The following is a 22,077-nucleotide window of genomic DNA, read 5'->3' as shown; positions in this document are numbered from 1 at the left end:
TCAGCGCAGTCGCCGCAGACGCGGGTCGAGCAGATCGCGCAGGCCGTCACCCAGCAGATTCAGACCCAAGACCGTCACCATGATGGCGAGGCCCGGGAAGATCGCCAGCTGCGGGGCCAGGAACATCAGGGTCTGAGCCTCGTTCAGCATCTTGCCCCAGCTTGGGTCCGGCGGCTGGGTGCCGAGGCCAAGGTAGCTCAGGCCCGCCTCCGCCAGGATCGCCAGAGCAAACTGGATGGTCATCTGCACGATCAACAGGCTGGCGATATTGGGCAGGATATGATCGAGGGTGATCCGCGTGCGCCCCCGCCCGGCAACCCGCGCCGCCAACACGAAGTCGCGCTGCCACAGAGACAGCGCCGCACCACGCGTGAGGCGGGCGAAAACCGGAATGTTGAAGATGCCGATGGCGATGATGGAGTTGACGGCACCGGGGCCCAGCAGCGCCGTGATCATCACTGCCGACAGCAGGGCGGGAAAGGCGAAGGTGAAGTCGTTGAAGCGCATCACCACCTCCTCCACCCAGCCGCGCCGGGCGGCGGCAAGCGCGCCCAGCGGCACGCCGATGCCGGCGCCGATGCCAACGGCCACCAGGGAAACGGCGATAGAGTTGCGCGCACCCGCCATGATGCGCGACAGCACATCGCGGCCGAACTGATCGGTACCCAGCCAGTGCGCTGCCGAAGGCGGCTGCAGCTTCGCCGGGATGTCTATGGCGTTAACCGGATAGGGCGTCCAGAAAAGCGAAACGGCCGCAAGGGCGACGAGCAGCAAGGTCACCAGCAAACCGATCATCAGGTTCGCCTGGCCGCGCCCGCGCTGCCAGAATTCCCGCAGGGAGACCACCCGCGTCTCAGAGGACATGGCCACCTCCGCGCAGACGCGGGTCGAGAACCGCATAGAGCAGATCGACCAGGAAGTTCACCACCACCACGCTGGCGGCCAGCAGGATCACCAGATCCTTCACCACGATAAGGTCGCGCTGGGCAATGGCCTGGAAGATGAGGCGCCCCAGACCCGGCAGGTAGAAAACATTCTCGATGATGATGGTGCCGGCCAGCAGGAAGGAGAACTGCAACCCCATGATGGTGACCACGGGAATGAGGGCGTTGCGCACCGCATGACGCCAAAGCGCCGCCCGGCGGCTGAGGCCCTTGGCGCGGGCGGTGCGCACATAGTCCTCGCCCAGGGTTTCCAGCACCGAGGATCGGGTGACCCGCGCGAGGATCGCCGCCTGCGGCAGGGCCAGCGCCACCGCCGGCAGCAGCAGCGTCTTCAAGGCCGGCCAGAAACCGGCATCCCAACCGGCAAAACCACCGGCGGGCAGGATCTGCCAGTGCACCGCGAAGAGCAGGATGAGAAGGATGGCAAACCAGAAGTTCGGGATCGCGATACCCAACTGGGTGAATCCCATGACGCCGACATCCGCCGCCTTGTTGCGCCGCGCCGCCGCCAGGACGCCGAGCGGAATGGCCAGCACCGTGGACAGCACGATGGCCATCAGCGCCAGAGGCAGGCTGAGACCGATACGCTCGGCCACCAGTTCCCAAACCGTCACGCCGTAGGTATAGCTCCGCCCAAGGTCGCCGGTGACGAGCCCGCCAAGCCAAAGCAAGTAGCGCTCCCAAGCCGGCCGGTCGAGCCCCATCTCCGCCCGCAACGCCGCCAGTGTGTCGGCGCGGGCGTTGACCCCCAGAATGATCGAAGCCGGATCGCCGGGCAGCACCTCCATCACCAGGAAGACCAGCAGGCTGGCTACCAGAAGCGTGATGAGAAGCGTGCCGAGACGCTGCAGGAGAAAGAGCGCCATGGCCTAGCCCGCAAACCCGGCGAATGGGTTCTGCGGCACTGGACTACTGTTGCGCGTGCTTCGAGACGCCCGCTGGGGCGGGCTCCTCAGCATGAGGGTCATTCTTCGTGCCATGCGCGGACTCCCTCATCCTGAGGAGCGCGGCCGGGCATCAGCTCGGACGCGCGTCTCGAAGGACGCAGGGTAGTGCTGCAACACAGCCGGCCGCCGCGCCTTTGTCTATGCCGTCAATTCCAATAGACCGCGGTCAGGTCGTTGGCCTGTACCGGGCTGTTCTCCCAGAGACCGACGACGTCCTTGTTCCAGACGCCGTGCTTGGCGAGCTGAAACAGGAAGACGTTCACGGAATCGGCGGACAGCTTCTTCTGTGCATCGGCGAGCAGACCATAACGCGCCTCCTCGTCGACGGTGGCGTTCAGCTTGGCCATCAGCCCCTTGAAGTCGGCATCCTGGTAATTGAAGTAGTAGGTGTCGCGCGCGTAGATGCCGATATCCATCGGTTCGGTGTGGGAGACGATGGTGAGGTCGTAGTCGGTGCCCTTGAAGACCTGTTCCAGCCAGCCGGCCCATTCGACCTGGCTGATCTCGGTCTCCACACCAACCTCCGCAAGCTGGGCGGCGATGATCTCACCGCCGCGGCGGGCATAGCTCGGCGGCGGCAGTTTCAGGCTGAGCTTCAGGCCGGACTCGTAACCGGCCTCGGCCAGCAGAGCTTTGGCCTTTTCCGGGTCGTAGGCATAGCTGGCCGTCAGGTCGACGTAGGCCGGATGGTGCGGGGCGAAGTGGGTGCCGATCGGCGTGCCGTAGCCGAACATGGCGCCGTCGATCACCGCCTGACGGTCAACGGCATGGGCCAGCGCGCGGCGCACGCGAACATCGCTCAGGGGACCGCGGGTGTTGTTGATGGCCAGGATGGTCTCACCCTCGGTGCTACCGATCACCACCTTGAAACGCGGATCGGCTTCGAACTGCGCCATGGCCTCGGGGGCCGGAAAGTTCGCGAAGGCATCGACGTCGCCGGCCAGCATCGCCGCGGTTGCGGCGGCGGGATCGGGAATGATCTTGATCGTCGCCTTGGCCAGCCTGGCCGGCGTCCCCCAGTAGTTTTCATTGCGGACCAGTTCGACCCGGTCGCCCTTTACCCAGCGCCCGAAAGTGAAGGGACCGGTTCCGACCGGATTGCTCTTGTTCTCCGCCGCCGTCTCCGGCGCCACCATCACCGCATCGCCCCAGCCGAGATTGAACAGCAGGTTCCCTGCCGGCTGCTTCAGGGCGATGACGACGGTGCCCGCATCCGGCGTCTCGACAGCGGCGATGGAATCGAAAAGCGCTTTCTGCGCGTTGACACTGTCCTCGGCCATGGCGCGGTCGAGAGAGAATTTCACATCGGCAGAGTCGAAGCTGCTGCCGTCATGGAAGGTGACACCCGAGCGCAACGTGAAAGTGTAAGTCAGGCCGTCGTCGGAGACCGTCCAGCTTTCCGCCAGAGCAGGTTTCACCGCGCCGCTGCTGTCGATACGGGTCAGGCCCTCAAAGATGTTGGCGTAGACCACCTCGTCGATGGCCGCTGCAGCCCCGGCGGTGGGGTCAAGATGCGGCGGCTCCAGAACCATACCGAGGGTGAGGCTGTCCTTGGCCGCCAAAGCGGGGGTGATCAGGGCGGGCGTTGCGAGGCCGAAGGCCAGTCCCGCCGCCAAAGCGACGCTGGCCAGGGGGGACGCGACAAGCTTCTTCATGGTTCTGCTCTGCCTCCAATTGACGGCGGTTACGCTGGAAATCGTTCCGCTGCGGTTCTTTTCGCCGGCCCCGAGAGGCCGGGAGAGGGAGTTTAGCCAGCCCGGGCGCCGTCCAAAAGCGCCAAAGTGGCCGAGGCCATGACCTTGGCTGAAGCAATCATATCGTCGATACCGACGTACTCATCCGGTTGATGGGCGAGATCCAGGATACCCGGTCCGTAGGCGATGCAGTCCTCCAGATGGCCGACCCGCACGATATGCTTCTGGTCGTAGGTCCCGGGCGAGACCACCTGTTCGGCGGGTTTCCCCAGCACCTCCTGGATTGCCGCGGAAACCGCCCGCACCACCGGCGCATCGGCATCGGTCATGGTCGGTTGAAAGGCCAGCACCTCGCGCAGGGCATAGTCGAAACCTTCCCGGTCGTGCTTCAGGCTTTCGAGGATCGAGACGATCTCATTCTTCACCTGCGCCGGATCTTCCTCGATCAGGTAGCGCCGGTCGAGCACCATGCGGCAGGAATCGGGCACCATGGGCGCGGGCAGACCCTCGAAGTCCTCGCTGAGGCCGCCATGGATGGCGTTGATGTTGAGGGTCGACTGTTTCGCGCCCTCCGGCACCACCGGCATGGTGGTGCGTTTGGCCGCCAGCGCCGGAAAAAGCTCGCTTTCCAGACGCTGCAGGAAAGCGCCCATATGGCGCACGGCGCAATCGCCCAGGAAGGGCATGGAGCCATGGGCGATGCGTCCGGCGGTTTCGACCTCCGCCCACCAGACACCGCGGTGACCGATGCAGACCCGGTCGACATTCAGGGGTTCGGGGATAATCACATGATCAACCCGGGGCCGGGAGAAGAAACCCTTCTGCGCCAGATAGCCGACCCCGCCGTAGCCGCCGGACTCCTCATCCACCGTGCCGGAAATTTCAAGAGCACCGGCAAAACCCTCCGCCTCTTCCAACAAGGCCTCGACGGCAATCACCGAAGCGGCGATGCCGCCCTTCATATCGCAGGCGCCGCGGCCATAGACCTTGCCGTCGCGCACCTGGGGATCGAAAGGATCGACCGTCCAGCCCAGCCCCGCCGCCACCACGTCGATGTGGCCGTTGAAATGAATACAGGGCCCGGGCCGCCCGCCTTCGATGCGCGCCACCACATTGGTGCGCGGATATTTATCCGAGTCGCCGACCACGCCCTCGGCGCGGTGATAGGAAACCTCGAAACCGCGTTTGCGCAGCCGTTCCCCCAGGAACTCGGCACAGGGCCCGTAGGCCTCGCCCGGCGGATTCACGGTGGGAAAGCGGATGAGGTCGCAAGTCAGTGCGACCAGATCGTCCTGTTTGTCTTCGATGCGTCGGAAGAGGCTGTCTTGCATAGCCCCAACAGATAGCCATAGAGCGGCAAGGCGATGCAAGCGGCAGCGCCCTATAGCGTCAAATCCGTGGCGTCAAAAAGGTATTCGATCCCAAGGGATTGCAATCCAACAGGATTGACACAATCCGGCCTTTCGGCGGCAGCGAACGATCCCCACCTATCAGCTTGGAGAGAGCGCCGACCACCCGGATGAACAAACCCCAGGAGCCGCGCCATGCCGATTTCCACCGACCTTCTGCAAGCCAAACAGACGATCAGCACGAGACTGCTGCGCGCGGGCCTGCGCGGCGGCGCCGTCGCGGCAAGACGCTGCCTGCGCATTTCCACGGCGATGGCCCGTGCCGGCGGCAATGTGCATGCGGTCGGCATCGGCAAGAAGATCACCGGCGGCGTCGCAACCAAAGAGACCTGCGTCAGGATCTATGTGGTGCAGAAACTGCCCGCCGCCATGCTGTCGGAGCGCGACCGCCTGCCCGATCGCATCGACGGCGTTGCGACCGACGTGATCGAGTCCGCCCCGGCCTTCGCCCTGGGCCAGACCGTCACCCAGAAAGCGCCGCCAAAAGCCACCAAGAGAGCAGCCCGCAAGAACATCGGCACGGCGCAGGAAGCCTGCAGCGACAACCGCCAGGCCGCGCAGCGCCCGGTCGTGGCCGGTATCAGCATCGCCCATGAAGACGTCACGGCCGGCACCCTCGCTTGCTTCTGCCGCTCGACCCTGGCCGATGCCGACCCGGATCAGGTCCTCGCCCTCAGCAACAACCATGTCCTTGCCGATACCAACAGGGCGCAGCTCGGCGACGACCTCTACCAGCCCGGCCCCGCCGACGGCGGCACGCCTGTCGACCGCATCGCAACCCTGCTGCGCTTTCAGGAAATCATCGCCGACGGGCAGACGCCGAACCGGGTGGATGCCGCCGTCGGCCTGCTGCTGCCGGAGATCGAGAGCCGGCCCGAGATCTGCACCATCGGCGCCCTGGAAGGCATGGAGCGCGGCGTGGAAGGCATGGCGGTGCGCAAGCACGGCCGTACCACCGGCTATACGGAGGGGGTGATCACCGACGAGGCCTATGACGCGCTGGTTGGTATGGACCCGGCCGACCCTTCTGCCGTTGCCCTGTTCGACGACCAATTGCGCATCGAGGTGACGCCGCCCTTCGCCGCCATCGGTCTCGGCGGCGACAGCGGCTCGCTTATCGTGAGCCTGGCAGCCCCGCGGGCTGTAGGGCTGTTCTTCGCCGGACCCGAGAGTGGGGTTTACGGCATCGCCAACCAGATGAATGATGTCATGGACGCCCTCGACATCGAACCGATCTAGGAACCCGCGGATGAGCGACAGCCTGGAAGAGACCAAGGAACGCCTGAAGGGCCGGTTTCTCGGGCGCGCCGGCGTTCACGGTCTGGGTATCCGCCGCGCCGAAAACGCGATCTGCGTCTATGCCGATTTGGAGGAGACGCCGGAGTTTCAGGCGCTGCTGGCCGAAATCGAAAAGGAAAGCGGCAGCTTCCGCATTCTGGTGATCAGGGAGAGCCACCCAAAGGTCAATCGGTAAAACCGTCGTTTCATACCAGAAGATGTAACCACTTCCTTGCGCACCTGTTGTCTCGCGTACAACGATTGCTTATTGAGCAATACAATAAAGACCAGAGGTGACAGCCCTTCACCAAATCACCTTAAAATGGGGAGCTTGGATCGATCCCGCTTGTTTTATCAAGTAGATCATTAAGGTGACCTTGAGCGCTATCGAGCCCCTCCGCGACCTCTCCTGAGATCTTCTTTTCGACAGCTCTCTTTCCAAGATCAACAATCCACTCTGTTAACTTTGCAATCCGACCTTTGTCCACATAAGGGGCTTCCAACTCCGCAATAGTCGCCCTAAGAATTGCCAGCAACTGCTCCTTTTGAATTGGAGTCAGAACACCTTCAACAGAGGCAATCGAATTGTCTTTTCGAACAATCTCAAACAGCAAACTCAACGCATCAATAGTGCTCTGAACTGCATGCTCAATAGCTTTGTCACGAACGAAGACCCAAGCAGCTTGCTGTTCGATTGTCTCTGAGACCTCAGCCTTCACTTCCTCGATCAAATCGTCACGAATTTCGTCGTACGCATCAAACTCGAATCCGCTCTTTATATCGTCAACTAAGTCTTCCTTAATTTCATCTTTGACGTGATCTGGAATACTGTCGGGGGACTCGAAGAATTCATTCACTGCTGTTACGCGCTCTTCGTCTGAAGACGCTCTAGATATTTTGTACGCTAGCTCACGCGCCCGAGCAGTGTCTGCTGAACTTGCCATTTTCCCTAACCACGCTAGCAATCAAGAAGAGATCATCACCAACAAACAGTCATTTAAAGATTCTCAGTGGCAACGAGTTACGACCGCAAAGCTCAAACTCTTAAGCTGCGATTTATTAGACAGTCCATGAACAGGCTTGGTTCGCTTCAACGAAGTTGACTACCACCTTGAGGCGATCACATTCAATATTTATAATCGTTTCTACACATGATTACAAACTGCTGAGGGGACACTGTAATTATGAATGAACCGCGGCTTTGATGAGCCAAAGATGGAGCGTACATGCAGTATCCGTGATCAGATCAATGAGTATTTTGACGCTTCAAATGCGTTGGGCGCACATTTTGGGCGCTCGGAGAACGCCGATGCATATGCAGCGCACTACACATCAAAGTACTTAGTTCAAGATACAGGGGAAGCTATTTGGTCACACATGCGACGTGGCTTCTCGACTGACCCAATGCTAGCGTACATTGAGTTTTGGGGAGTATTGCAAGCCTGTGTAATCCACCAAGATGCGATCTTGGAACTCAATCTCTCTATAACCGGAAGGCGGGCAGATACCTCGTCTCTCAAGTCTTGGAAGGAACTCCGAAACCTAAGAAACCAGTGTGCGGGACACCCTGCAAATCGATCGCATGGTGTCTCGGGAGTACAACGAGCGTTTCTTGGGCGGATGTTTGGAAGCTACGATAGGATTCAATTTGAAGTCTGGGATTCGAGCACACAAAGCACGAGTTTTCCTAGAATCAATCTCCGTCAGATGATTGACGAGTATGATGTCGAGGCTAGTCAAATACTCCAAGATGCTCTTGATTTTATGAAATCAAAGTGGAAGAAGATTAAAGAATCTCCAACTATGGGCTAGCGGTCGCAGCACGCTATTTGGCCTCGTGAACAAGCTTTTCACTTCGCTTGCGGTGGAGCCAGATGAGGCAGCGGCGTTTCACGTACCACAGGGCTCCCCAGGGCAGAACCCAGCGCAGCCAGCGCCGGAGACCGAAAAGCGGCGGACGCGCCGGCGTCAAATCCATCAGGCGCAGGCCCGATACCGCCGAAAGCGTTTCGCTGGCCGGCTGCGTGCGAATCACGAAGCGTTTGCCCCGTTGCCGCAGGCGCAGCCTGCAACGGCCGTCTTCCGCCGCGGGGTCGTAGCAGGCCAGGGTCGTCCAGCCGTCTTCCGCCGCCTCCAGGCGATAGACCACCAGCACCTGCACGGCCGCCGGTGTTGTCGCGGGGTCGCGCAGAACCTCGATCACGCCAGGCTGGCGCCGGGCCAAAGACTCTCTGAGCGTTGCGAGAGTCTTCGCCGTCTCGCCATGCAGCCAGGCATCCCCGCCCGGCACCGGCAGCTTCAGGTCGAGGGATACCTCGACAGAATCAAAAAGGTCGCTGTCGAGCAGTTGTTGTTTCAACTGGTGGCGCAGTTGTGCTTCCGATATCCATTGCTCCGCGACCCGGCCGGAAATAGCGCAGCAGGCTAGGGCGGGCTCCGCATTGGTCCGCAGGCAATCGGTGAGGCGGGTCATCAGGAAGGGCTGCAGCCTGGACCAGCGGGCGCGGTTCACCGGGTTGGTCTCGCCGCCGGGCTCCGGAGGCCGCGGTGTGACCCTTGCCCGATAATGATCGACGGCAGCGATAGCCAGCGCGGTCCGAAAAAGCCTCTCCGTCGCGCCCGCCGTGTCGGCAAGCTGTCGCACCAGATCCCGCGCGCCGAAGGTATCGGCTTCACAGCCGTAGGTCTTTTTCAGTTGGCCGCAGGTCGGCTCCACCGCCTCGCGCAACAGGCCGGCGGCGGCGGTTTCCTCCTCCGGGGTCATCTGCCAGACCGGCCAGGGGCCGGGGTCGTCAAGCCAGGGCCGGAACCAGCTTTCGTAGCGCGGCATTCTCAGTACCCGTTTCCCAACGGCGTCAAATCCTCAGCGCCGCGGCCGGCGGCGCGGCTTCGGGGCAGGCGGGGTCGCAACAGGCGGGTTCGTATCAGGTGCTTGGGCCGAGGCCGCCGCCTTCCGCGCCGGGGCGGTTTCCTCGTACCAGTTGCCGAGCGCATCCATGGCATCGCGGGAGGCTTCGCGCTGCGCCGTCAGTTCCAGACCGCAACCCGCGCAGAGGATCGCCCGGCCAGTCAGCACCGATTCGATCGGCAAGGCCAGCGGCAGGCTGCAGGAGGGGCAGGGAATCATGCCGGGCTGGGTCGCTGTCATGGTCTAACCGTCGCGCGCCTCTTCTTCGCCTTCCGGCAACACGTCCTGGCTGCTGGACTCCGATGCCAGGGCCAGAAGCTGCGCCAGACCGCCCGGCATGTCGGCCTGTTCGATACGCAGCTTCATCTTCACCAACATGTCGACAGAGCGCCGGCCGTTGGAGCCCTGCTCCCGGGCGAAGGTGGCGCGCAGCGTCGCCGGCGGTTCGCCCGTCGGTCCCCCCAAAACCCCCAGGTCTTTCGTGGCCATCAACTGATTGACCTCGGCTTGGCGCTGCGGCAACGCCTCGGTCTGAACGATCTTTACGGTGTAGTCGAGTTCCGCATCCTTGATCTGCAAGGCCGGGATCGGAAGCATGGAGAGCAGCGGGATCTGCACTTCGACATCGTCCTCGCGGCCATCGGCATGGCGTTGACGCCGCTTGAAGCGCGCCATCTGCAGTTCGCCCAGATCCCCCATACCGTCGCCGTTGCCGGTGAAACCGACGGAACGGATAAAGCGGGCCGTCGCCATGGCCGACTGCGCCTCGGCATCGACCAGGGCATGGATCGGCGCGCCGATCAACTGCGCCAGGGAAAGCACGGAAGCCTGCGGGTCCGGCAGGTCGCGCGGTGTCGGCGCGGTCGTGGTTCCGTCGCCGCCATTGCCGTCACCCCCGTTGCCCCCCGCAATCCCATTCTCGGCAACCGCATTTTCGGCAACCCCATCTTCGGATGAGTCATCCGACATCGCCGCGCCTCCTTCTCTCTCTGTCTATTCCGAGGTGAGGACATGGCGCGTGGTGCGCTCGCCCACCTTGACCTCGGTCCAGATCATGTTGCGGACCACCGCCTTCACCTTCACGCTGGAGATCGCCGCCTCGCTCAGCTGCGACAGCTGACTGCCTTCAACCAGGATTTCCAGGCGGGTGTCACTGTTGCCGTGCCAGATCGTCTTGATCGGCTTGGCCATCGATTCCATGGCCTTCTTGATCGCCGCGTCGGAAACGATGGGCTGGATCAGGTCGCGCAGTGCGCGCTTCATCTCGCTCTCCGCCTCTTCGCTCTGGCTATAGATCTCCTTGGCGTATTGCTCCATGGCCCAGCGGAAGGGCCGTTCCAGCTCGGCCAGCGCCAAAGCCGCATCGAAGTTGCCCGCGTCATCGATCATGTGGGTGTAGGACTCGATGAAATAGCGCAGCACCTTCTGGCGCATGTCGATGCGCAGGGCCGTGGAATTGAATCCCTTGGTCAGGTACTTCCACCAGGTCTCGCGAAAATCGTCTTCGGCTTCGTTGCGTGCCCTGGCGATATCGAGGAAGGTAGCGACCAGCCGTTCGACGGAGCGCTCGAAGAGCACGGCAGCATTGGCCTCCTGGCTCTCGTTGTTCACCTCGCTTTCCGGTGCGCCGGCGATGGAGAACTTGAGGTCGATCTCGACCTCCTCCACATCGGCGCGCGGCACCGGAAACTTACGCAGCAGGTAGTCGTTTTCATAATAGCGCGCGATCGAGCGCGAGTAGAGATCGGCGCTGAAACGCGCTTTCGCCAGATCCCGCAGGATCGCCCCGACGATCTGTTGAAGATCGGCCATCCGTCTTTACTCTGCCTCCCCCTTGGCACTCATCGCCCTTCACCGGGCGACCTTAACTCTGCAGACCTATAATCCAGCCTTTCACGCCGGCTGACGTCGTCCGACCAGCCAATCCATGATGCCGCGCCAGACACGGGTCTGAACCTGCCGAAAGCGGGCGAGAGCGCCGGGACGGCTGGGCAGCACCACGGCTTGCTGCGGTCCCAGCCCGATCAGTTTCCCGCTTTGCCGCCGCCACCCCCGGCACCACCACCGCCGCTGCCCGGTTGTTCGGTAACCGCCGGCGGCGCCTGGATGGTATCGGCCAGGATGTTCAGCATCTTCGAGAGTCCGGCCGGCAGTTCGTCCTGCACCGCATGGACGTGTACGTCGATGGTGGTTTCGACCGAGTACTTGGATTTCTTGGTCGATTCGGAATCCTTCTTGGAGGAGACCGAGGCTTCCAGGTTCGCCTTGAAGAAGAGGTAGCGCGCACTGGCGCTGACCTTTGCGTTCTTCGCGGTTGACTGCGCCGTCTTGTCTTCGCTTTCGTTGCTCGAAGAGATGTTGGCCTTGAAATCGATGGTCATCTCGTCGATGCGGATGAAGGGGATCGGCACGATGGTCAGCAGAGGCACGGTGATCTCCGTCTCCTGATCACCTTTCTTGGCCGTGAAGGTGACGTTCTGCACCGAGCCGTCGTCGTTGAAACCGATGGCCTTGATGAATTTCACCGAGGACACAGCCGCCTTGGCCTGCGCCTCGATGGCGGCATCCAAGGGACCGCCGATCAGCGACCCGAAGGGTAGGGCCTGAAGTTCACCTGCTACTGCTGCCATGCTTTCCCCCTGTTTTAGATCTGCGATCCTTCTCCGCGGCGGCGCTGCTCCCCTACCTGAGCAAATCCGGCGATCGGATAATCGAAATCGCTATGTTATACAAAACCTATCGGATTGGCTTTACTGAGGCAATTTATTAGCACCGCCAACAATTCGCCCCAATATAGCGCCCCTCACAAGCCGCTCCGTGACAAAAAAGAGTCAGAAAACCCCTTTTTATCTGCGGGTTAACCATGATTTACAATGGGCGGGACTGTCTGCGCGACCCGGCAGCCGGTCTAGCGGACCGCCGTGTCAGCCGTTGAGGAGACAGCGGCCTTGCGCGGCAGCAACCATCCGAGCGGGCGAAACCAGCGGGGCGTAGCCTTGCAATAGTCGCGATAGGCGCGGCCATGCGCCGCCAGAAGGTGGACCTCCTCCAGACGGACCTGAAGCTGCAGCACCGTCACACCGGCCAGAAGACAGATAGCGGTGAACCCGCTCGGGAAAGCCAGGAAGAGCCCAAGCTGCGCCATGTGAATGGCCAGAAACATCGGGTTCCGGGTCCAGGCAAAGGGCCCGCTTGTGATCAGCGGCGGGACGTCACCAAGCGACGGCAGGCCGGAACGCCAGACAGCCCCCATGACGAAGTGCAGGGCGATCACAAGCGAAAAGCCGACAGCCAATAGGGACAGTCCGGTGAAAACCACCGCCGGGGTCATCAGAAAGCCGATGGCCAGAAGATAACCGTCCAGCGCCGGCCAGAAAGCCCGGGCCAGCATGGTCAGCGTAATGAGGCTGCGAAAAAGGACGAAGGTCTTGGCAAGCCACCAATGAAGACTGCCCCTGCCGCCATGGGAGACCGCTGAGTACCCCAGACGGCGCCGACGGATCGTCAGTCTGACGATATAGAAGAGCGCCACCCCTGGAAAAAACAACGCCAGGATCCAGCGCGCCAGATCGAGCGCTTGCTGCTCGGCCATTCTGTTACACCCAATTCATTTTTCCGGCCGCCAAGCTCGGAAACCTGAACGAGATATATTAGAGATCTATTAATTAACAATCTATAGTTTTAATTGAAACGATTATCTCCTCTCCTCTAGCTTTTGACTCTGCTCATCCCCGGATCGACCAACGGCGCCAGATGCAGCCGGCAGGGCGACCGTTCGCCGGCCACATCCAGGGTGTAGTTTCCGGCCTCCAGAAAAGCGCGGTCGATCGGCGTCTCGGCGCGGACGTAGCCGTAGCCGACGGGCTTGCCGAGGGAATGACCGAACCCGCCGCTGGAGAGCCAGCCGACCCGCTCGTTATCGCGGTAAATCGTCTCGCGCCCCAGAAGCACGATGTCCGGGTCTTCCAGGGTGAAACCGGCGAAGCGCTTCTTTACGCCGCTGTCCTCCTGGGCCTCCAGCGCGGCGCGGCCTTTGAAGTCGACCCCCTTGCCCAGTTTCACGGCCCAGCCGAGGCCTGCCTCCAAGGGCGTATGGTCCGGGCCGATGTCGCTGCCCCAGGCGCGGTAGCCCTTTTCCAGTCTGAGGGATTCGATGGCGCGGTAGCCGGCATCGGCAATGCCCGCGCCGGCCCCTGCCGCCATCAGCGCCTCATAGACGGCGATCATCGATTCCGTGGGAACGTGCAGCTCCCATCCCAACTCCCCGACGTAGGTGAGCCTCAGGGCCTGAACCGTCGCCCCGGCAAGCGGCAGCGCCTGCGCCGTCGCAAAGGGAAAAGCCGCATTGGAGACATCCGCAGCGGTGACGGCCTGCAACACCTCCCTTGCGCGTGGTCCCATCAGCGACAGCACGCCGTAGGCCGAGGTCATGTCGACCAGTTCGGCACGCAGACCCGCCGGAGTGTTGCGCCGGATCCAGTCGAAGTCGTGGGTCGCAAAGCCGGTGCCGGTTACGATGTAATAACGGTCGGCGGCCAGCCGCGTGACCGTGAGGTCACACTCGATCCCGCCGCGGTCGTTCAGCATCTGCGTGTAGATCACCGTCCCGACCGGCCGGGCGATGTCGTTGGCGCAGATCCAGGTCAGCGCCGCCTCGGCATCCGGGCCCTGCAACAGGAACTTGGCGAAGGAGCTTTGATCGAAGACCGTGACCGCCTCGCGCGCCGCCCGGTGTTCGCGGGCAACGGCATCGAACCAGTTCTGCCGGCCGAAGCTGTAGACGTCTTCGGGAGCTTCCCCCGCCGCGAGGTCGGCGAACCAGTTCGGGCGCTCCCAGCCCAGCTTCTCACCGAAGCAGGCGCCCCGGTCTTTCAGAACCCGGTAGAGCGGCGAGCGGCGGCAGGGGCGGCCGGAGACATGCTCTTCGTGGGGCCAGGCCATGGTGTAGTGCTTGCCGTAGGCTTCCATGGTGCGGCGGCGCACCCAGTCGGGATCGGCATGCGGACGCCCGAAACGCCTGATGTCGACGGGCCAGAGATCGAAGGGCTGTTCGCCCTCGGCGACCCACTCGGCCAAAGCCATCCCGGCGCCGCCGCCGGAGGCGATGCCGAAGGCGTTGAAACCGGCCCCGACGTAGAAGTTCGACAGTTCCGGCGCCTCGCCGAGAATGAAGTTGCCGTCGGGCGTGAAGGACTCCGGCCCGTTGATCAGTTGCTTCACACCGGCGGTCTCCAGCGCCGGCACCCGGCCCAGGGCCAGTTCCATCAGCTGCTCGAAATGATCGAAGTTCGAATCCAGCAGGCTGTAGTGAAAGTCCGCCGGAATGCCATCCAGCGCCCAGGGCAGCGGGTTGGGCTCGTAGCCGCCCATAACGAGGCCGCCGACCTCCTCCTTATAATAGGTCAGACGGTCGGGATCGCGCAGGGTCGGCAGATCGCGGGCCACGCCCTCGATGGCTTCGGTCACCATGTACTGATGCTGGACGGAGACCAGCGGCACCGTCACCCCGACCGAGGCGGCGAGGACGCGGGACCACTGGCCGGCGCAGCAGACAACCTTCTCGCAGGCAATGATGCCCTCGGGCGTTTCGACGCCCCGCAGCCCGCCGTGATCGTCCAGCAGAATGCGGGTGACGGGCGTATCCTCCAGCAAGGTGACGCCCGCCTGTCTGGCGCCCTTGGCCAGAGCCAGGGTGATGTCGGAGGGGTTAGCCTGCCCGTCGCTGGGCAGGAAAGCCGCCCCGACCACGTCGTCCACCGCCATCAGCGGCCAGAGATCCTGCGCCTCCTTCGGCGTCAGCAGGTCCATCTCCAGGCCGAAGGACTGCGCCGTGGTGGCCTGGCGCTTCACCTCGACCCAGCGCTCGGGATTGCAGGCAAGCCGCAGGCCGCCGTTGCGCTTCCAGCCCGTTGCCTGTCCGGTCTCCGCCTCCAGGCGGTCGTAGAGTTCCACCGAGTAGCCGAGCAGCTGGGTGATGTTGGCCGAGCTGCGCAGTTGTCCCACCAGCCCGGCGGCGTGAAAAGTCGTGCCGGAGGTCAGCTTCTTGCGTTCCAGCAGCAGGCAGTCGGGAATGCCCAGCCGGCCCAGATGATAGGCGGTGGAACAGCCGATGATGCCGCCGCCGATGATGACGACCTTGGCGGAGGCGGGTTGTGCGCTCATCAGGATCCCTGAAGGTTCAGAAAGGCGTCGTGGGCGGCATCGAAGCGCGCCCGGTTCTCGGCGGTATAAGCGGCATAGTCGAAATCCAGCGTCGAGTGAATTTCCGACACCATCGACCACATCGTCTCGCGCAGAAGCGAGGCGCACTTCATGGCGGAGAAACGTCGGTACAAAGCCTCGTCGGCCTCTCTGCCGAAATAACCCCTCAAAAGATGGCGCTCCAGAGTCTCGTCGAGCCCACAGTTGGTCGCCAGGTTGGCCAGGTCGAAAAGCGGCGACCCGAAGCCGGCGTAGTCCCAATCGATCAGCCAGAGCCGCTTGCCGTCGTCCAGAATGTTGCCGGGCAGCAGATCGTTGTGGCCGAAGACCAGGGTGATGTCACCGACAGCCGCTTCCAGTTCCGCGGCAACGGCCAGCAGGGCCGGAAGATCGCCGTGGTGGCGGCTGCCGCCCTCCTCCAGGCTGCGTCCGTAGTCGCGCAGCACATGAAAGGGCCAGAAGGTGAGCGCCGGGCCGCGAAAGGCGGCAGCGACATCGCGGTGAACCTTTTTCAGCAAAGGCAGGAAGCGATCGATCATGGCGGGCGAGCGCAGGTCCGCCTCGCCCAGGGTGCGCCCCTCGACAAAGCGCACCACCAGAACGCCGCGCTCGGCATAGACGACCTCCGGCGAAACGCCCGCTTCCGCCGCCGCGCGGCTCGCCGCGGCCTCGTTGAAGCGCATGACGTGATGCACCGGGATGTCATCGCCCAGGCGCACCACGTAGCCATCCCCGGACGGCTCCGTTACACGAAAATTTACATTGGTGATGCCGCCCTCAAGCGGCTGCGGGTCGACCAGGCCGGACCAAAGCGGCAGCCCGCGCACCCGCGCCTTCAAGGCCTCCAGTTCCGCCCCGGCAATTGTCACCCTGCCCTGCTCCCGCGATCGACCACGCCGCCAAGTCTGCCCCGCCGGTGAAGCGACCGCAACCGGGAGGTCCCGGGGCTTAGAGCGTTTTCGACTTATGTCGAAGCGGTTCCGGCCCGCTCCCCCTCCCGGCCACCCATAGGATAATCGCATTGGGTGGCCGGGAGGGGGAGCGGGCCGGTGCCGTCAAAATATGAAAGACTCTACCGCCCCAGGACCAGATCGCGGAACAGGCCGTTGGCTTCCTGCCTCAGGTCTGCAGAGGGTGCTGTTGCTTCCGGCAGAACCTGTTCGGCCCGGGCAATCTCCTCCTCGATCAGCGCATCGAGCAGCACCAGGCGCGGGCCATCGCCCAGTTCATGGGTCATGGCCTTGCGGGTGACCATTTCATCCAGGAAGGTCGATAGCCCGGACGGCAGGTCAAGCCCAGCCCGCAACTCGGCCAGGTTCATCGGCAAGGCGCGGTCGGGATTGCTGCGCAACCACATGAGCGCCAGGGCCGGCCGCAAAGCATAGAAGTACTTCTTCAGCTTCACCTTCTCCTGCCCGTCGATGAAACGCCGGTACTGGTTGCGGCAGAGCTGCAGATAGTGATGGCCGCAGGGGCGCTGGTGCGCCGTCTTCTCGGCCAGGTCGAGCAGCTTCACCATGGCTTCGCCGTCTGCGCGGTAGACGATAGGCGAACGCAGCCACTCCAGCAGCACCGGATTGGGCCTGATCAGCAGGTTGAGCGCCTTGCGCAGCTCCCAGCCGTTGATGTCCATCTCATCCTCGATGGGCAACTCGATCACATCGCGTTGGGTGTCCACCGAGAGATACCACTCCGCCGGATGGGCATAGACAAAGCGGACATCATAGTCGCTGTCCGGCGAGGCGAAACCCCAGGCACGGCTGCCGGACTCAACGGCAAAGAGCAGGCGCACGTCGTGTTCGCGCTCGATCGCGTCCAGCCGTTCGGCGATCAGGGCCCGCGGTTCGCGGGCGACACAGGCAAGGGCCGTCATAACTTCTTTCCCCTCTTTCAAACCTTCCTGCTACCAACACAATTCTGTTCCAGAGACCGGCGGCGGGTAGAGAACCGCCGGCCCCGTTCCGGGCCGACGCCTCGCCGCCGATCCGGGTATCACCCTTTCACGCAGACCACCTGCTTCAGGGTGTGTTCCACCGCCACCAGGTCGCGCTGGGCGGCCATGGCGGCGACGTGGGAGTGGATGAACGGCAGCCGTGCGATGTTCTCAAGCTGACGCCGCGCGGCCTCCTCCACCGGGACACCTTTGACCCAGGCCTTCACCGGGGCCCGCCCGGTCTGGAACTCTTCATGACCCGACATTGTTCTGCTCCTAATTCTCTCTTCTTTGCGGAGCGGCTTTCCGAGCCGCCGTCAGCGCAAAGAAAAACCCTCCCGTGGCTGCTGCCGCGGGAGGGTCTTTGTTCTCTAGACCGGTGTTGCTGCTCTCACAGCCTCTCCGGACGGCCCTCCCCCATGCGGCACAGAATGACGACGCGATCGCCGTAGGCCATCCAGGCCGGGGCGCTCTGCGCAGCAAACTGTTGTGTAGTGTGGACCGGTTTCATCGTTTTCTGTTTCGTCGTTGCTCGAAATGTCTCTGTAACGGCGTGATTCGGGCCGCGAATTCCGACGCCGTTTATGATCGTTCGCGGCGCAGAAGTCAAGGAAAGCACACCGGGGTCGTTCCAAACTCACACTCATCGTTATGGTCCGCCGGGCGGTCGAGGGCCGTCAAAGCCTGTTTGAACAGCGTTCACGGAACATGCTAACGAAGGGCGACGACATTGATGGAAGCAGGAGCAGACGTGGGACGCAGGTCCGATCATTCGCGCGAAGAACTGACAGAGTTGGCGGTGGATGCGGCGCGGGCGATCATGATCGAAGAAGGCGTCGCCCAGGTCTCGGCCCGCGCGATCGCCAAGCGCATCGGCTACTCACCCGGCACGCTCTACAACCTCTTCGACAACATCGATGCCATCGTCTATCAGGTGAACGCCGCGACGCTGCGCGACCTGGCCATGACAGCCATGACGGCGCTGGAGCGGCAGCCGGAACCGCTGGAACGCGCCATAGCCCTGGGCCGGACCTACGTCGATTTCGCCGAGACGCACCCGCAGCTCTGGCTGGCGGTCTTCGATTTCCGGCCGTCCGGCGGCGGCACCCCGGCCGGTTTCGAGCAGGCCGTCGCTCTGCTCTTTGCCACCGTCGACGACTGTCTCGCGCCCTTCTTTTCCGCAGATCAGAGCGACCTGCGCGCCGCCGCCGGCCGCGTCCTGTGGTCCGGCGTGCATGGAATCTCGCTGCTGAACGTCACCGGCCGCCTGGGCCAGCCCGAGGGTTCCAGCGCCGCCGACATGGCGGAGTTGCTGATCCGGAACTTCCTGAAGGGCCTGGCGGCTTAACCCGCCTCTGCGCCGGCGCGCTATGACTGACCCTGGGGCGCATAGGTCAACGCCCGCAGATAGTCGGTGAGCTGCCGGCGGTCCGCAAAGCTGGAGAGGGCGGCATAATCGATCGGCTCAGCGATCTGTACCGGGACCTCGCTGTCGATCTTGTTCACCACCTCACGGAACAGCAGCGACAGACGCAGGGTCATGGAAATCAGGCTGGCCCACTGGAACAGACGGCTGTTCTGGCCCTCAAAAAACAACGGCACCACCGTGGCCCTGCTTTCCTGAATCAAACGGCCGACAAAGGGCTTCCATTCCGGATCGACAGCGACACCGTTCGGCGTCTTGGCGGTGGACACGGTCCCGCCCGGGAAAATCGCGATGCATTTGCCGGCGGCAAGGTCGCCAAGAGCCTGCCGCCGGGTGTTGATGTTGGTTTTCAGCGCGGTGCGCGTATCGGAAAAATCAATGGGCAAGAGGTAGGGGTGCAGCTCCGGCAAACGATAGAGAACGGAGTTCACCAGGATGCGGAAGTCGCGCCGGACGCGGGAGACGAGATAACCCAGAACGATCCCGTCAACGACACCAAAGGGATGGTTGGCCACGACCACCAGCGGCCCCTCGCGCGGAATGCGGGCAAGGTCGCGATCATCGACGCCGACGTCGAGCGCCAGCCTGTCTACCGCTTCGGTAAAAAAGTTCTCCGCCGCCGGCCCCCGGCAGTAGTCGGCATAGAGACGCCAGAGCCGCGGCTTGCCGGTCACCTGCTCGATCGCATGGATCAATGCGCGACGCCACGGCGCATCCTCGGGCGAGGCGTAGGTGAAGTGAGATGCTGAAGCCAGGAAGGTCATGATGCTAACCGGCCCCTCTTACACCGGTTTCATGACAGCGGGGTGGCAGGCCCATGGCATTTCCTTGACCTGCTGGGGAATCGCCCTATGGTTGCCAGCTCCGCGGCAGATTTCCTGGTCATAAGTTCCGGAAAAACGTACAGGCCGCGTGAGAATTTAGGGAAGCCGGACGGAATTCTCCCTGCAGTTTATTTTCATCGCTGTCAGCACAGATTTTGTAAACAAACTGCTGATAGGCTGTTGTTTTCACAAGCTCAATCGGCTTCGATAGTGAAGCTGCAAGTAGAGCGACGAATAGATTGAAAAGCGTTTCCATGGGTCAGAGAGACAAGCCGCATTTCAAGTCCTGCGATGCGTTAACGCCCCTTAATCTTCTGCATACTCCGATATGGATTTTTGATATCCATCACCACCGCATGTGGTGGGCCAACAAGCGGGCCGTGGCGTTCTGGCAGGCGGATTCTTTGATCACCCTGCTGGCTCGGGACTACAGCTCCGACAGCGAGACGGTGCGCCAACGCCTGGCCCAGGTGGTGGAGAAAACACCGCCCGGTGAGGTCGCGCTGGAGGCCTGGACCCTCTACCCCGACAGCAACCCGGTCACGGTTTTGCTTGCGCTTACGCCGATCGCCATTGAAGACGGTCATGACGCGCTCCTGATCGAGAGTTCCGGTCCTCTGGAGGTGCAGGGAAACGAGGAAGCGCTGCGGCTTCTGGAGGCGACACGCTACACCTCGCTGATGGTCAGCATCTTCTCCTCGGAAGGACAGCTGTTGTCGCGCAATCCGGCCGCCGTAGAGGCTTTCGGTTCGAAATCCGCGGGCGAGGAGCACCGCGACCTCAACCGGCACTTCGAAGACCCGAAGCTGGCTGCCAAGCTGCGCGCAACGGTGCTGTCGGGTGCCGCCTTTCACAAGGACCTGCCGGTCCCGACGATTGCGGGGCGGCGCTGGCACCAGGTGCATTGCCAACGCGGCCGCGACCCACGAAGCGGCGAGTGGGTCATCGTCATGACGGAAACCGACATCACCGACCGGGTCGAGGCGGAGGCGCGCCTGGCAACCCTGAACATCGAACTGGAAAAACGTGTCCGCGAACGCACGGTGGATCTGGAGCGCATCTCTTCGGAGGCGGTTGCCGCCCGCGATCAGGCCGAACAGGCCAATCGCACGAAGTCCGAGTTTCTGGCCAATATGAGCCATGAACTGCGCACACCGCTGAACGCCATCCTGGGCTTCTCCGAGACCATCCATATGGGCGTTTTCGGACCGATCAACAGCCGCTATCAGGACTACGTAAACGACATCAACCACTCGGCGCGTCATCTGCTGAGCCTGATCGACGGCCTGCTCGACCTGGCGAAAATCGAGTCAGGCAAACTGATCCTGCAGGAGAGCGAAATCGACGTGCTGCAGCTCCTGCAATCGGCAGCGCAGATGATCAGCGCGACGAGCCACGGCCGCTCCAAGGAAATCCTGGTGGACTGCGAGCAGGAGTCGCTGCTCCTGATCGCCGATCCGCGCCTGCTGAAGCAAGTGCTGCTCAACCTCTTGACCAACGCTGCCAAGTTCAGCCCGGAACAGGGGGTCATCGCGATCTCCTTCCGGGAGGCCGGCGGCGACCTCGAAATTCACATCAGCGATCAGGGCAGAGGAATAGCCGCGGGCAAACTGGACCTCGTCTTCCATCCCTACGAACAGTCCGCCACCGAGGCCGGTGTGCGGGAGGGAACCGGCCTGGGGCTGCCCATCGCCCGCTCATTTGTGGAGATGCACGGCGGCTCGCTGCACCTGGAGAGTGAAGAGGGCAACGGCACCACCGCTGTGCTGCGCCTGCCCGGCGAAAGGGTTCTGAAAAGCAGCCAACACTCTTCGCCGGCTGCCTGACTCCCCTTCATCCGCTTCCCGAATTCATCTTCCCCCTACGCCGGTCACAAAAAAGACTCAGGCGACGAATCGCCATACCTCTATTTTGATCAAAGGCTTATCGCGAACTCGTCTTGAGCGGGTCCAGCAGCGCAAACGGTCGGGGGGACATCCATTGCGTGCAGGAAAATCCATTGCCGCCTGTGCCGTAACGGCTTTGGCCATGGTGTTCTCGGTTCAACAGGGCGAGCATGGTCCGCTCGTCGTCTACAAGCTGGAAGTCCCGAAGAAGGCCGGCCCCGCTGCGGCGCGGCCTGTTGCACCTGTCGTCATTCCGGCAGACCGGCCCGTCGCGGTCGCGCCCCCGGCGCAGCGCCTCAGTCCCCTGAAGCCGACGGTCCTCGGCACTGTGGTCATGCCTGCCGCCCGGCAACCGGCAATCCCACAGCCCACAATGCCGGTGGCCTTGCCGTCGTCCCTGCCCCTGCTGCTGCCCGAGACGGCTGCAAACGGTTCCGCCCCTTCGCAGCCTGTCTTCCGCACGACAGCCGGCACGGCAATTACGGGCGAACACATGATCAATGAGGGAACAGGCGAGACCCTGACCCTGGACGAGGTCACCGAAGCGGTCGAGTGGCGCCGCGATACGGTCGAACGCCTGAACACCACAACCGGCGCCTTCGGCTTCTGACCGCCCCCGGGACGATA

Annotated in this window: 22 protein-coding genes; 6 read left to right on the top strand and 16 right to left on the bottom strand. The window is 62.8% G+C overall.

Going from position 1 to position 22,077, the window contains the following annotated elements:
* From ACP146_RS00790 to ACP146_RS00775, 4 genes are all read right to left on the bottom strand, one after another.
* The gene (locus ACP146_RS00790) at positions 1 to 864 is read right to left on the bottom strand and encodes an ABC transporter permease (protein WP_422364857.1); all 864 of its coding nucleotides are present in this window, start codon (positions 862 to 864) and stop codon (positions 1 to 3) included.
* A complete protein-coding gene (locus tag ACP146_RS00785; RefSeq protein WP_422364856.1) occupies positions 854 to 1,810 on the bottom strand; it encodes an ABC transporter permease in 957 nt (318 codons plus the stop codon). Before ACP146_RS00785 ends, ACP146_RS00790 begins: the two co-directional genes overlap by 11 nt.
* Before the next feature lie 227 nt (positions 1,811 to 2,037).
* Entirely contained in the window at positions 2,038 to 3,546 is a 1,509-nt protein-coding gene (locus ACP146_RS00780) for an ABC transporter substrate-binding protein (RefSeq protein WP_422364855.1), read from the bottom strand.
* A gap of 92 nt (positions 3,547 to 3,638) precedes the next feature.
* Complete coding sequence (locus ACP146_RS00775) at positions 3,639 to 4,916, bottom strand: acetylornithine deacetylase/succinyl-diaminopimelate desuccinylase family protein (RefSeq protein WP_422364854.1); 1,278 nt, start codon at positions 4,914 to 4,916, stop codon at positions 3,639 to 3,641.
* A gap of 213 nt (positions 4,917 to 5,129) precedes the next feature.
* Here ACP146_RS00775 and ACP146_RS00770 point away from each other — a divergent pair, with 213 nt between their 5' ends.
* Both ACP146_RS00770 and ACP146_RS00765 read left to right on the top strand, forming a co-directional pair.
* The gene (locus ACP146_RS00770; RefSeq protein ID WP_422364853.1) at positions 5,130 to 6,233 is read left to right on the top strand and encodes a hypothetical protein; all 1,104 of its coding nucleotides are present in this window, start codon (positions 5,130 to 5,132) and stop codon (positions 6,231 to 6,233) included.
* Between the two features lie 10 nt (positions 6,234 to 6,243).
* The gene (locus ACP146_RS00765; RefSeq protein WP_422364852.1) at positions 6,244 to 6,468 is read left to right on the top strand and encodes a hypothetical protein; all 225 of its coding nucleotides are present in this window, start codon (positions 6,244 to 6,246) and stop codon (positions 6,466 to 6,468) included.
* Between the two features lie 121 nt (positions 6,469 to 6,589).
* Here ACP146_RS00765 and ACP146_RS00760 read toward each other — a convergent pair whose 3' ends face one another.
* Entirely contained in the window at positions 6,590 to 7,216 is a 627-nt protein-coding gene (locus ACP146_RS00760) for a hypothetical protein (protein WP_422364851.1), read from the bottom strand.
* Positions 7,217 to 7,460: 244 nt separating this feature from the next.
* Here ACP146_RS00760 and ACP146_RS00755 point away from each other — a divergent pair, with 244 nt between their 5' ends.
* The gene (locus tag ACP146_RS00755) at positions 7,461 to 8,084 is read left to right on the top strand and encodes a hypothetical protein (RefSeq protein WP_422364850.1); all 624 of its coding nucleotides are present in this window, start codon (positions 7,461 to 7,463) and stop codon (positions 8,082 to 8,084) included.
* A gap of 13 nt (positions 8,085 to 8,097) precedes the next feature.
* Here ACP146_RS00755 and ACP146_RS00750 read toward each other — a convergent pair whose 3' ends face one another.
* From ACP146_RS00750 to ACP146_RS00705, 10 genes are all read right to left on the bottom strand, one after another.
* Positions 8,098 to 9,102: a hypothetical protein gene (locus ACP146_RS00750; RefSeq protein WP_422364849.1), complete on the bottom strand. Its 1,005-nt coding sequence runs from the start codon at positions 9,100 to 9,102 to the stop codon at positions 8,098 to 8,100.
* A gap of 33 nt (positions 9,103 to 9,135) precedes the next feature.
* The gene (locus ACP146_RS00745; protein ID WP_422364848.1) at positions 9,136 to 9,420 is read right to left on the bottom strand and encodes a hypothetical protein; all 285 of its coding nucleotides are present in this window, start codon (positions 9,418 to 9,420) and stop codon (positions 9,136 to 9,138) included.
* Between the two features lie 3 nt (positions 9,421 to 9,423).
* Positions 9,424 to 10,149, bottom strand: coding sequence for a DUF2589 domain-containing protein (locus tag ACP146_RS00740; RefSeq protein WP_422364847.1), 726 nt, complete (start codon positions 10,147 to 10,149; stop codon positions 9,424 to 9,426).
* 24 nt (positions 10,150 to 10,173) lie between these two features.
* On the bottom strand, positions 10,174 to 10,992 hold the full coding sequence (locus tag ACP146_RS00735) for a hypothetical protein (protein WP_422364846.1): 819 nt from the start codon (positions 10,990 to 10,992) through the stop codon (positions 10,174 to 10,176).
* Between the two features lie 212 nt (positions 10,993 to 11,204).
* Positions 11,205 to 11,810, bottom strand: coding sequence for a DUF2589 domain-containing protein (locus tag ACP146_RS00730; RefSeq protein WP_422364845.1), 606 nt, complete (start codon positions 11,808 to 11,810; stop codon positions 11,205 to 11,207).
* 278 nt (positions 11,811 to 12,088) lie between these two features.
* Positions 12,089 to 12,772 carry a methyltransferase family protein gene (locus ACP146_RS00725; protein ID WP_422364844.1) on the bottom strand — a complete coding sequence of 228 codons (684 nt, stop codon included), beginning with the start codon at positions 12,770 to 12,772 and terminating at the stop codon, positions 12,089 to 12,091.
* A gap of 116 nt (positions 12,773 to 12,888) precedes the next feature.
* Positions 12,889 to 15,342 (bottom strand): GcvT family protein, encoded by a 2,454-nt coding sequence (locus ACP146_RS00720; protein WP_422364843.1) that lies wholly within the window; start codon positions 15,340 to 15,342, stop codon positions 12,889 to 12,891.
* On the bottom strand, positions 15,342 to 16,250 hold the full coding sequence (locus ACP146_RS00715) for a choline kinase family protein (RefSeq protein WP_422364842.1): 909 nt from the start codon (positions 16,248 to 16,250) through the stop codon (positions 15,342 to 15,344). Before ACP146_RS00715 ends, ACP146_RS00720 begins: the two co-directional genes overlap by 1 nt.
* A gap of 203 nt (positions 16,251 to 16,453) precedes the next feature.
* The gene (locus ACP146_RS00710) at positions 16,454 to 17,254 is read right to left on the bottom strand and encodes a nucleotidyltransferase domain-containing protein (protein WP_422364841.1); all 801 of its coding nucleotides are present in this window, start codon (positions 17,252 to 17,254) and stop codon (positions 16,454 to 16,456) included.
* A 119-nt stretch (positions 17,255 to 17,373) separates the two neighbouring features.
* The gene (locus tag ACP146_RS00705) at positions 17,374 to 17,580 is read right to left on the bottom strand and encodes a hypothetical protein (protein ID WP_422364840.1); all 207 of its coding nucleotides are present in this window, start codon (positions 17,578 to 17,580) and stop codon (positions 17,374 to 17,376) included.
* A gap of 467 nt (positions 17,581 to 18,047) precedes the next feature.
* On the opposite strand from ACP146_RS00705, the gene ACP146_RS00700 reads away from it, so the two are divergent.
* Positions 18,048 to 18,662, top strand: a complete 615-nt coding sequence (locus tag ACP146_RS00700; RefSeq protein ID WP_422364839.1) for a TetR/AcrR family transcriptional regulator — start codon at positions 18,048 to 18,050, stop codon at positions 18,660 to 18,662.
* 20 nt (positions 18,663 to 18,682) lie between these two features.
* Here the strand turns inward: ACP146_RS00700 and ACP146_RS00695 are convergent, their stop codons facing one another.
* The gene (locus ACP146_RS00695; protein ID WP_422364838.1) at positions 18,683 to 19,504 is read right to left on the bottom strand and encodes a lysophospholipid acyltransferase family protein; all 822 of its coding nucleotides are present in this window, start codon (positions 19,502 to 19,504) and stop codon (positions 18,683 to 18,685) included.
* 314 nt (positions 19,505 to 19,818) lie between these two features.
* Here ACP146_RS00695 and ACP146_RS00690 point away from each other — a divergent pair, with 314 nt between their 5' ends.
* Complete coding sequence (locus ACP146_RS00690; RefSeq protein WP_422364837.1) at positions 19,819 to 21,390, top strand: ATP-binding protein; 1,572 nt, start codon at positions 19,819 to 19,821, stop codon at positions 21,388 to 21,390.
* A 154-nt stretch (positions 21,391 to 21,544) separates the two neighbouring features.
* The gene (locus ACP146_RS00685; RefSeq protein WP_422364836.1) at positions 21,545 to 22,060 is read left to right on the top strand and encodes a hypothetical protein; all 516 of its coding nucleotides are present in this window, start codon (positions 21,545 to 21,547) and stop codon (positions 22,058 to 22,060) included.
* Positions 22,061 to 22,077: the final 17 nt, after the last annotated feature.

It is taken from the genome of Pelagibius sp. (genome assembly GCF_965249265.1).
GTDB lineage: Bacteria > Pseudomonadota > Alphaproteobacteria > Kiloniellales > Kiloniellaceae > Pelagibius.
The sequence above is the reverse complement of the archived record's forward strand: the minus strand, read 5'-3'. Positions and strand labels throughout refer to the sequence as shown.

Coding starts and splice junctions, on each gene's coding strand:
- ACP146_RS00700 (WP_422364839.1), top strand. CDS start 18,048: ATGGAAGCAGGAGCAGACGTGGGACGCAGGTCCGATCATTCGCGCGAA.
- ACP146_RS00760 (WP_422364851.1), bottom strand. CDS start 7,216: ATGGCAAGTTCAGCAGACACTGCTCGGGCGCGTGAGCTAGCGTACAAA.
- ACP146_RS00770 (WP_422364853.1), top strand. CDS start 5,130: ATGCCGATTTCCACCGACCTTCTGCAAGCCAAACAGACGATCAGCACG.
- ACP146_RS00755 (WP_422364850.1), top strand. CDS start 7,461: ATGAACCGCGGCTTTGATGAGCCAAAGATGGAGCGTACATGCAGTATC.
- ACP146_RS00725 (WP_422364844.1), bottom strand. CDS start 12,772: ATGGCCGAGCAGCAAGCGCTCGATCTGGCGCGCTGGATCCTGGCGTTG.
- ACP146_RS00775 (WP_422364854.1), bottom strand. CDS start 4,916: ATGCAAGACAGCCTCTTCCGACGCATCGAAGACAAACAGGACGATCTG.
- ACP146_RS00690 (WP_422364837.1), top strand. CDS start 19,819: ATGGGTCAGAGAGACAAGCCGCATTTCAAGTCCTGCGATGCGTTAACG.
- ACP146_RS00780 (WP_422364855.1), bottom strand. CDS start 3,546: ATGAAGAAGCTTGTCGCGTCCCCCCTGGCCAGCGTCGCTTTGGCGGCG.
- ACP146_RS00695 (WP_422364838.1), bottom strand. CDS start 19,504: ATGACCTTCCTGGCTTCAGCATCTCACTTCACCTACGCCTCGCCCGAG.
- ACP146_RS00720 (WP_422364843.1), bottom strand. CDS start 15,342: ATGAGCGCACAACCCGCCTCCGCCAAGGTCGTCATCATCGGCGGCGGC.
- ACP146_RS00730 (WP_422364845.1), bottom strand. CDS start 11,810: ATGGCAGCAGTAGCAGGTGAACTTCAGGCCCTACCCTTCGGGTCGCTG.
- ACP146_RS00705 (WP_422364840.1), bottom strand. CDS start 17,580: ATGTCGGGTCATGAAGAGTTCCAGACCGGGCGGGCCCCGGTGAAGGCC.
- ACP146_RS00790 (WP_422364857.1), bottom strand. CDS start 864: ATGTCCTCTGAGACGCGGGTGGTCTCCCTGCGGGAATTCTGGCAGCGC.
- ACP146_RS00735 (WP_422364846.1), bottom strand. CDS start 10,992: ATGGCCGATCTTCAACAGATCGTCGGGGCGATCCTGCGGGATCTGGCG.
- ACP146_RS00710 (WP_422364841.1), bottom strand. CDS start 17,254: ATGACGGCCCTTGCCTGTGTCGCCCGCGAACCGCGGGCCCTGATCGCC.
- ACP146_RS00750 (WP_422364849.1), bottom strand. CDS start 9,102: ATGCCGCGCTACGAAAGCTGGTTCCGGCCCTGGCTTGACGACCCCGGC.
- ACP146_RS00745 (WP_422364848.1), bottom strand. CDS start 9,420: ATGACAGCGACCCAGCCCGGCATGATTCCCTGCCCCTCCTGCAGCCTG.
- ACP146_RS00785 (WP_422364856.1), bottom strand. CDS start 1,810: ATGGCGCTCTTTCTCCTGCAGCGTCTCGGCACGCTTCTCATCACGCTT.
- ACP146_RS00765 (WP_422364852.1), top strand. CDS start 6,244: ATGAGCGACAGCCTGGAAGAGACCAAGGAACGCCTGAAGGGCCGGTTT.
- ACP146_RS00740 (WP_422364847.1), bottom strand. CDS start 10,149: ATGTCGGATGACTCATCCGAAGATGGGGTTGCCGAAAATGCGGTTGCC.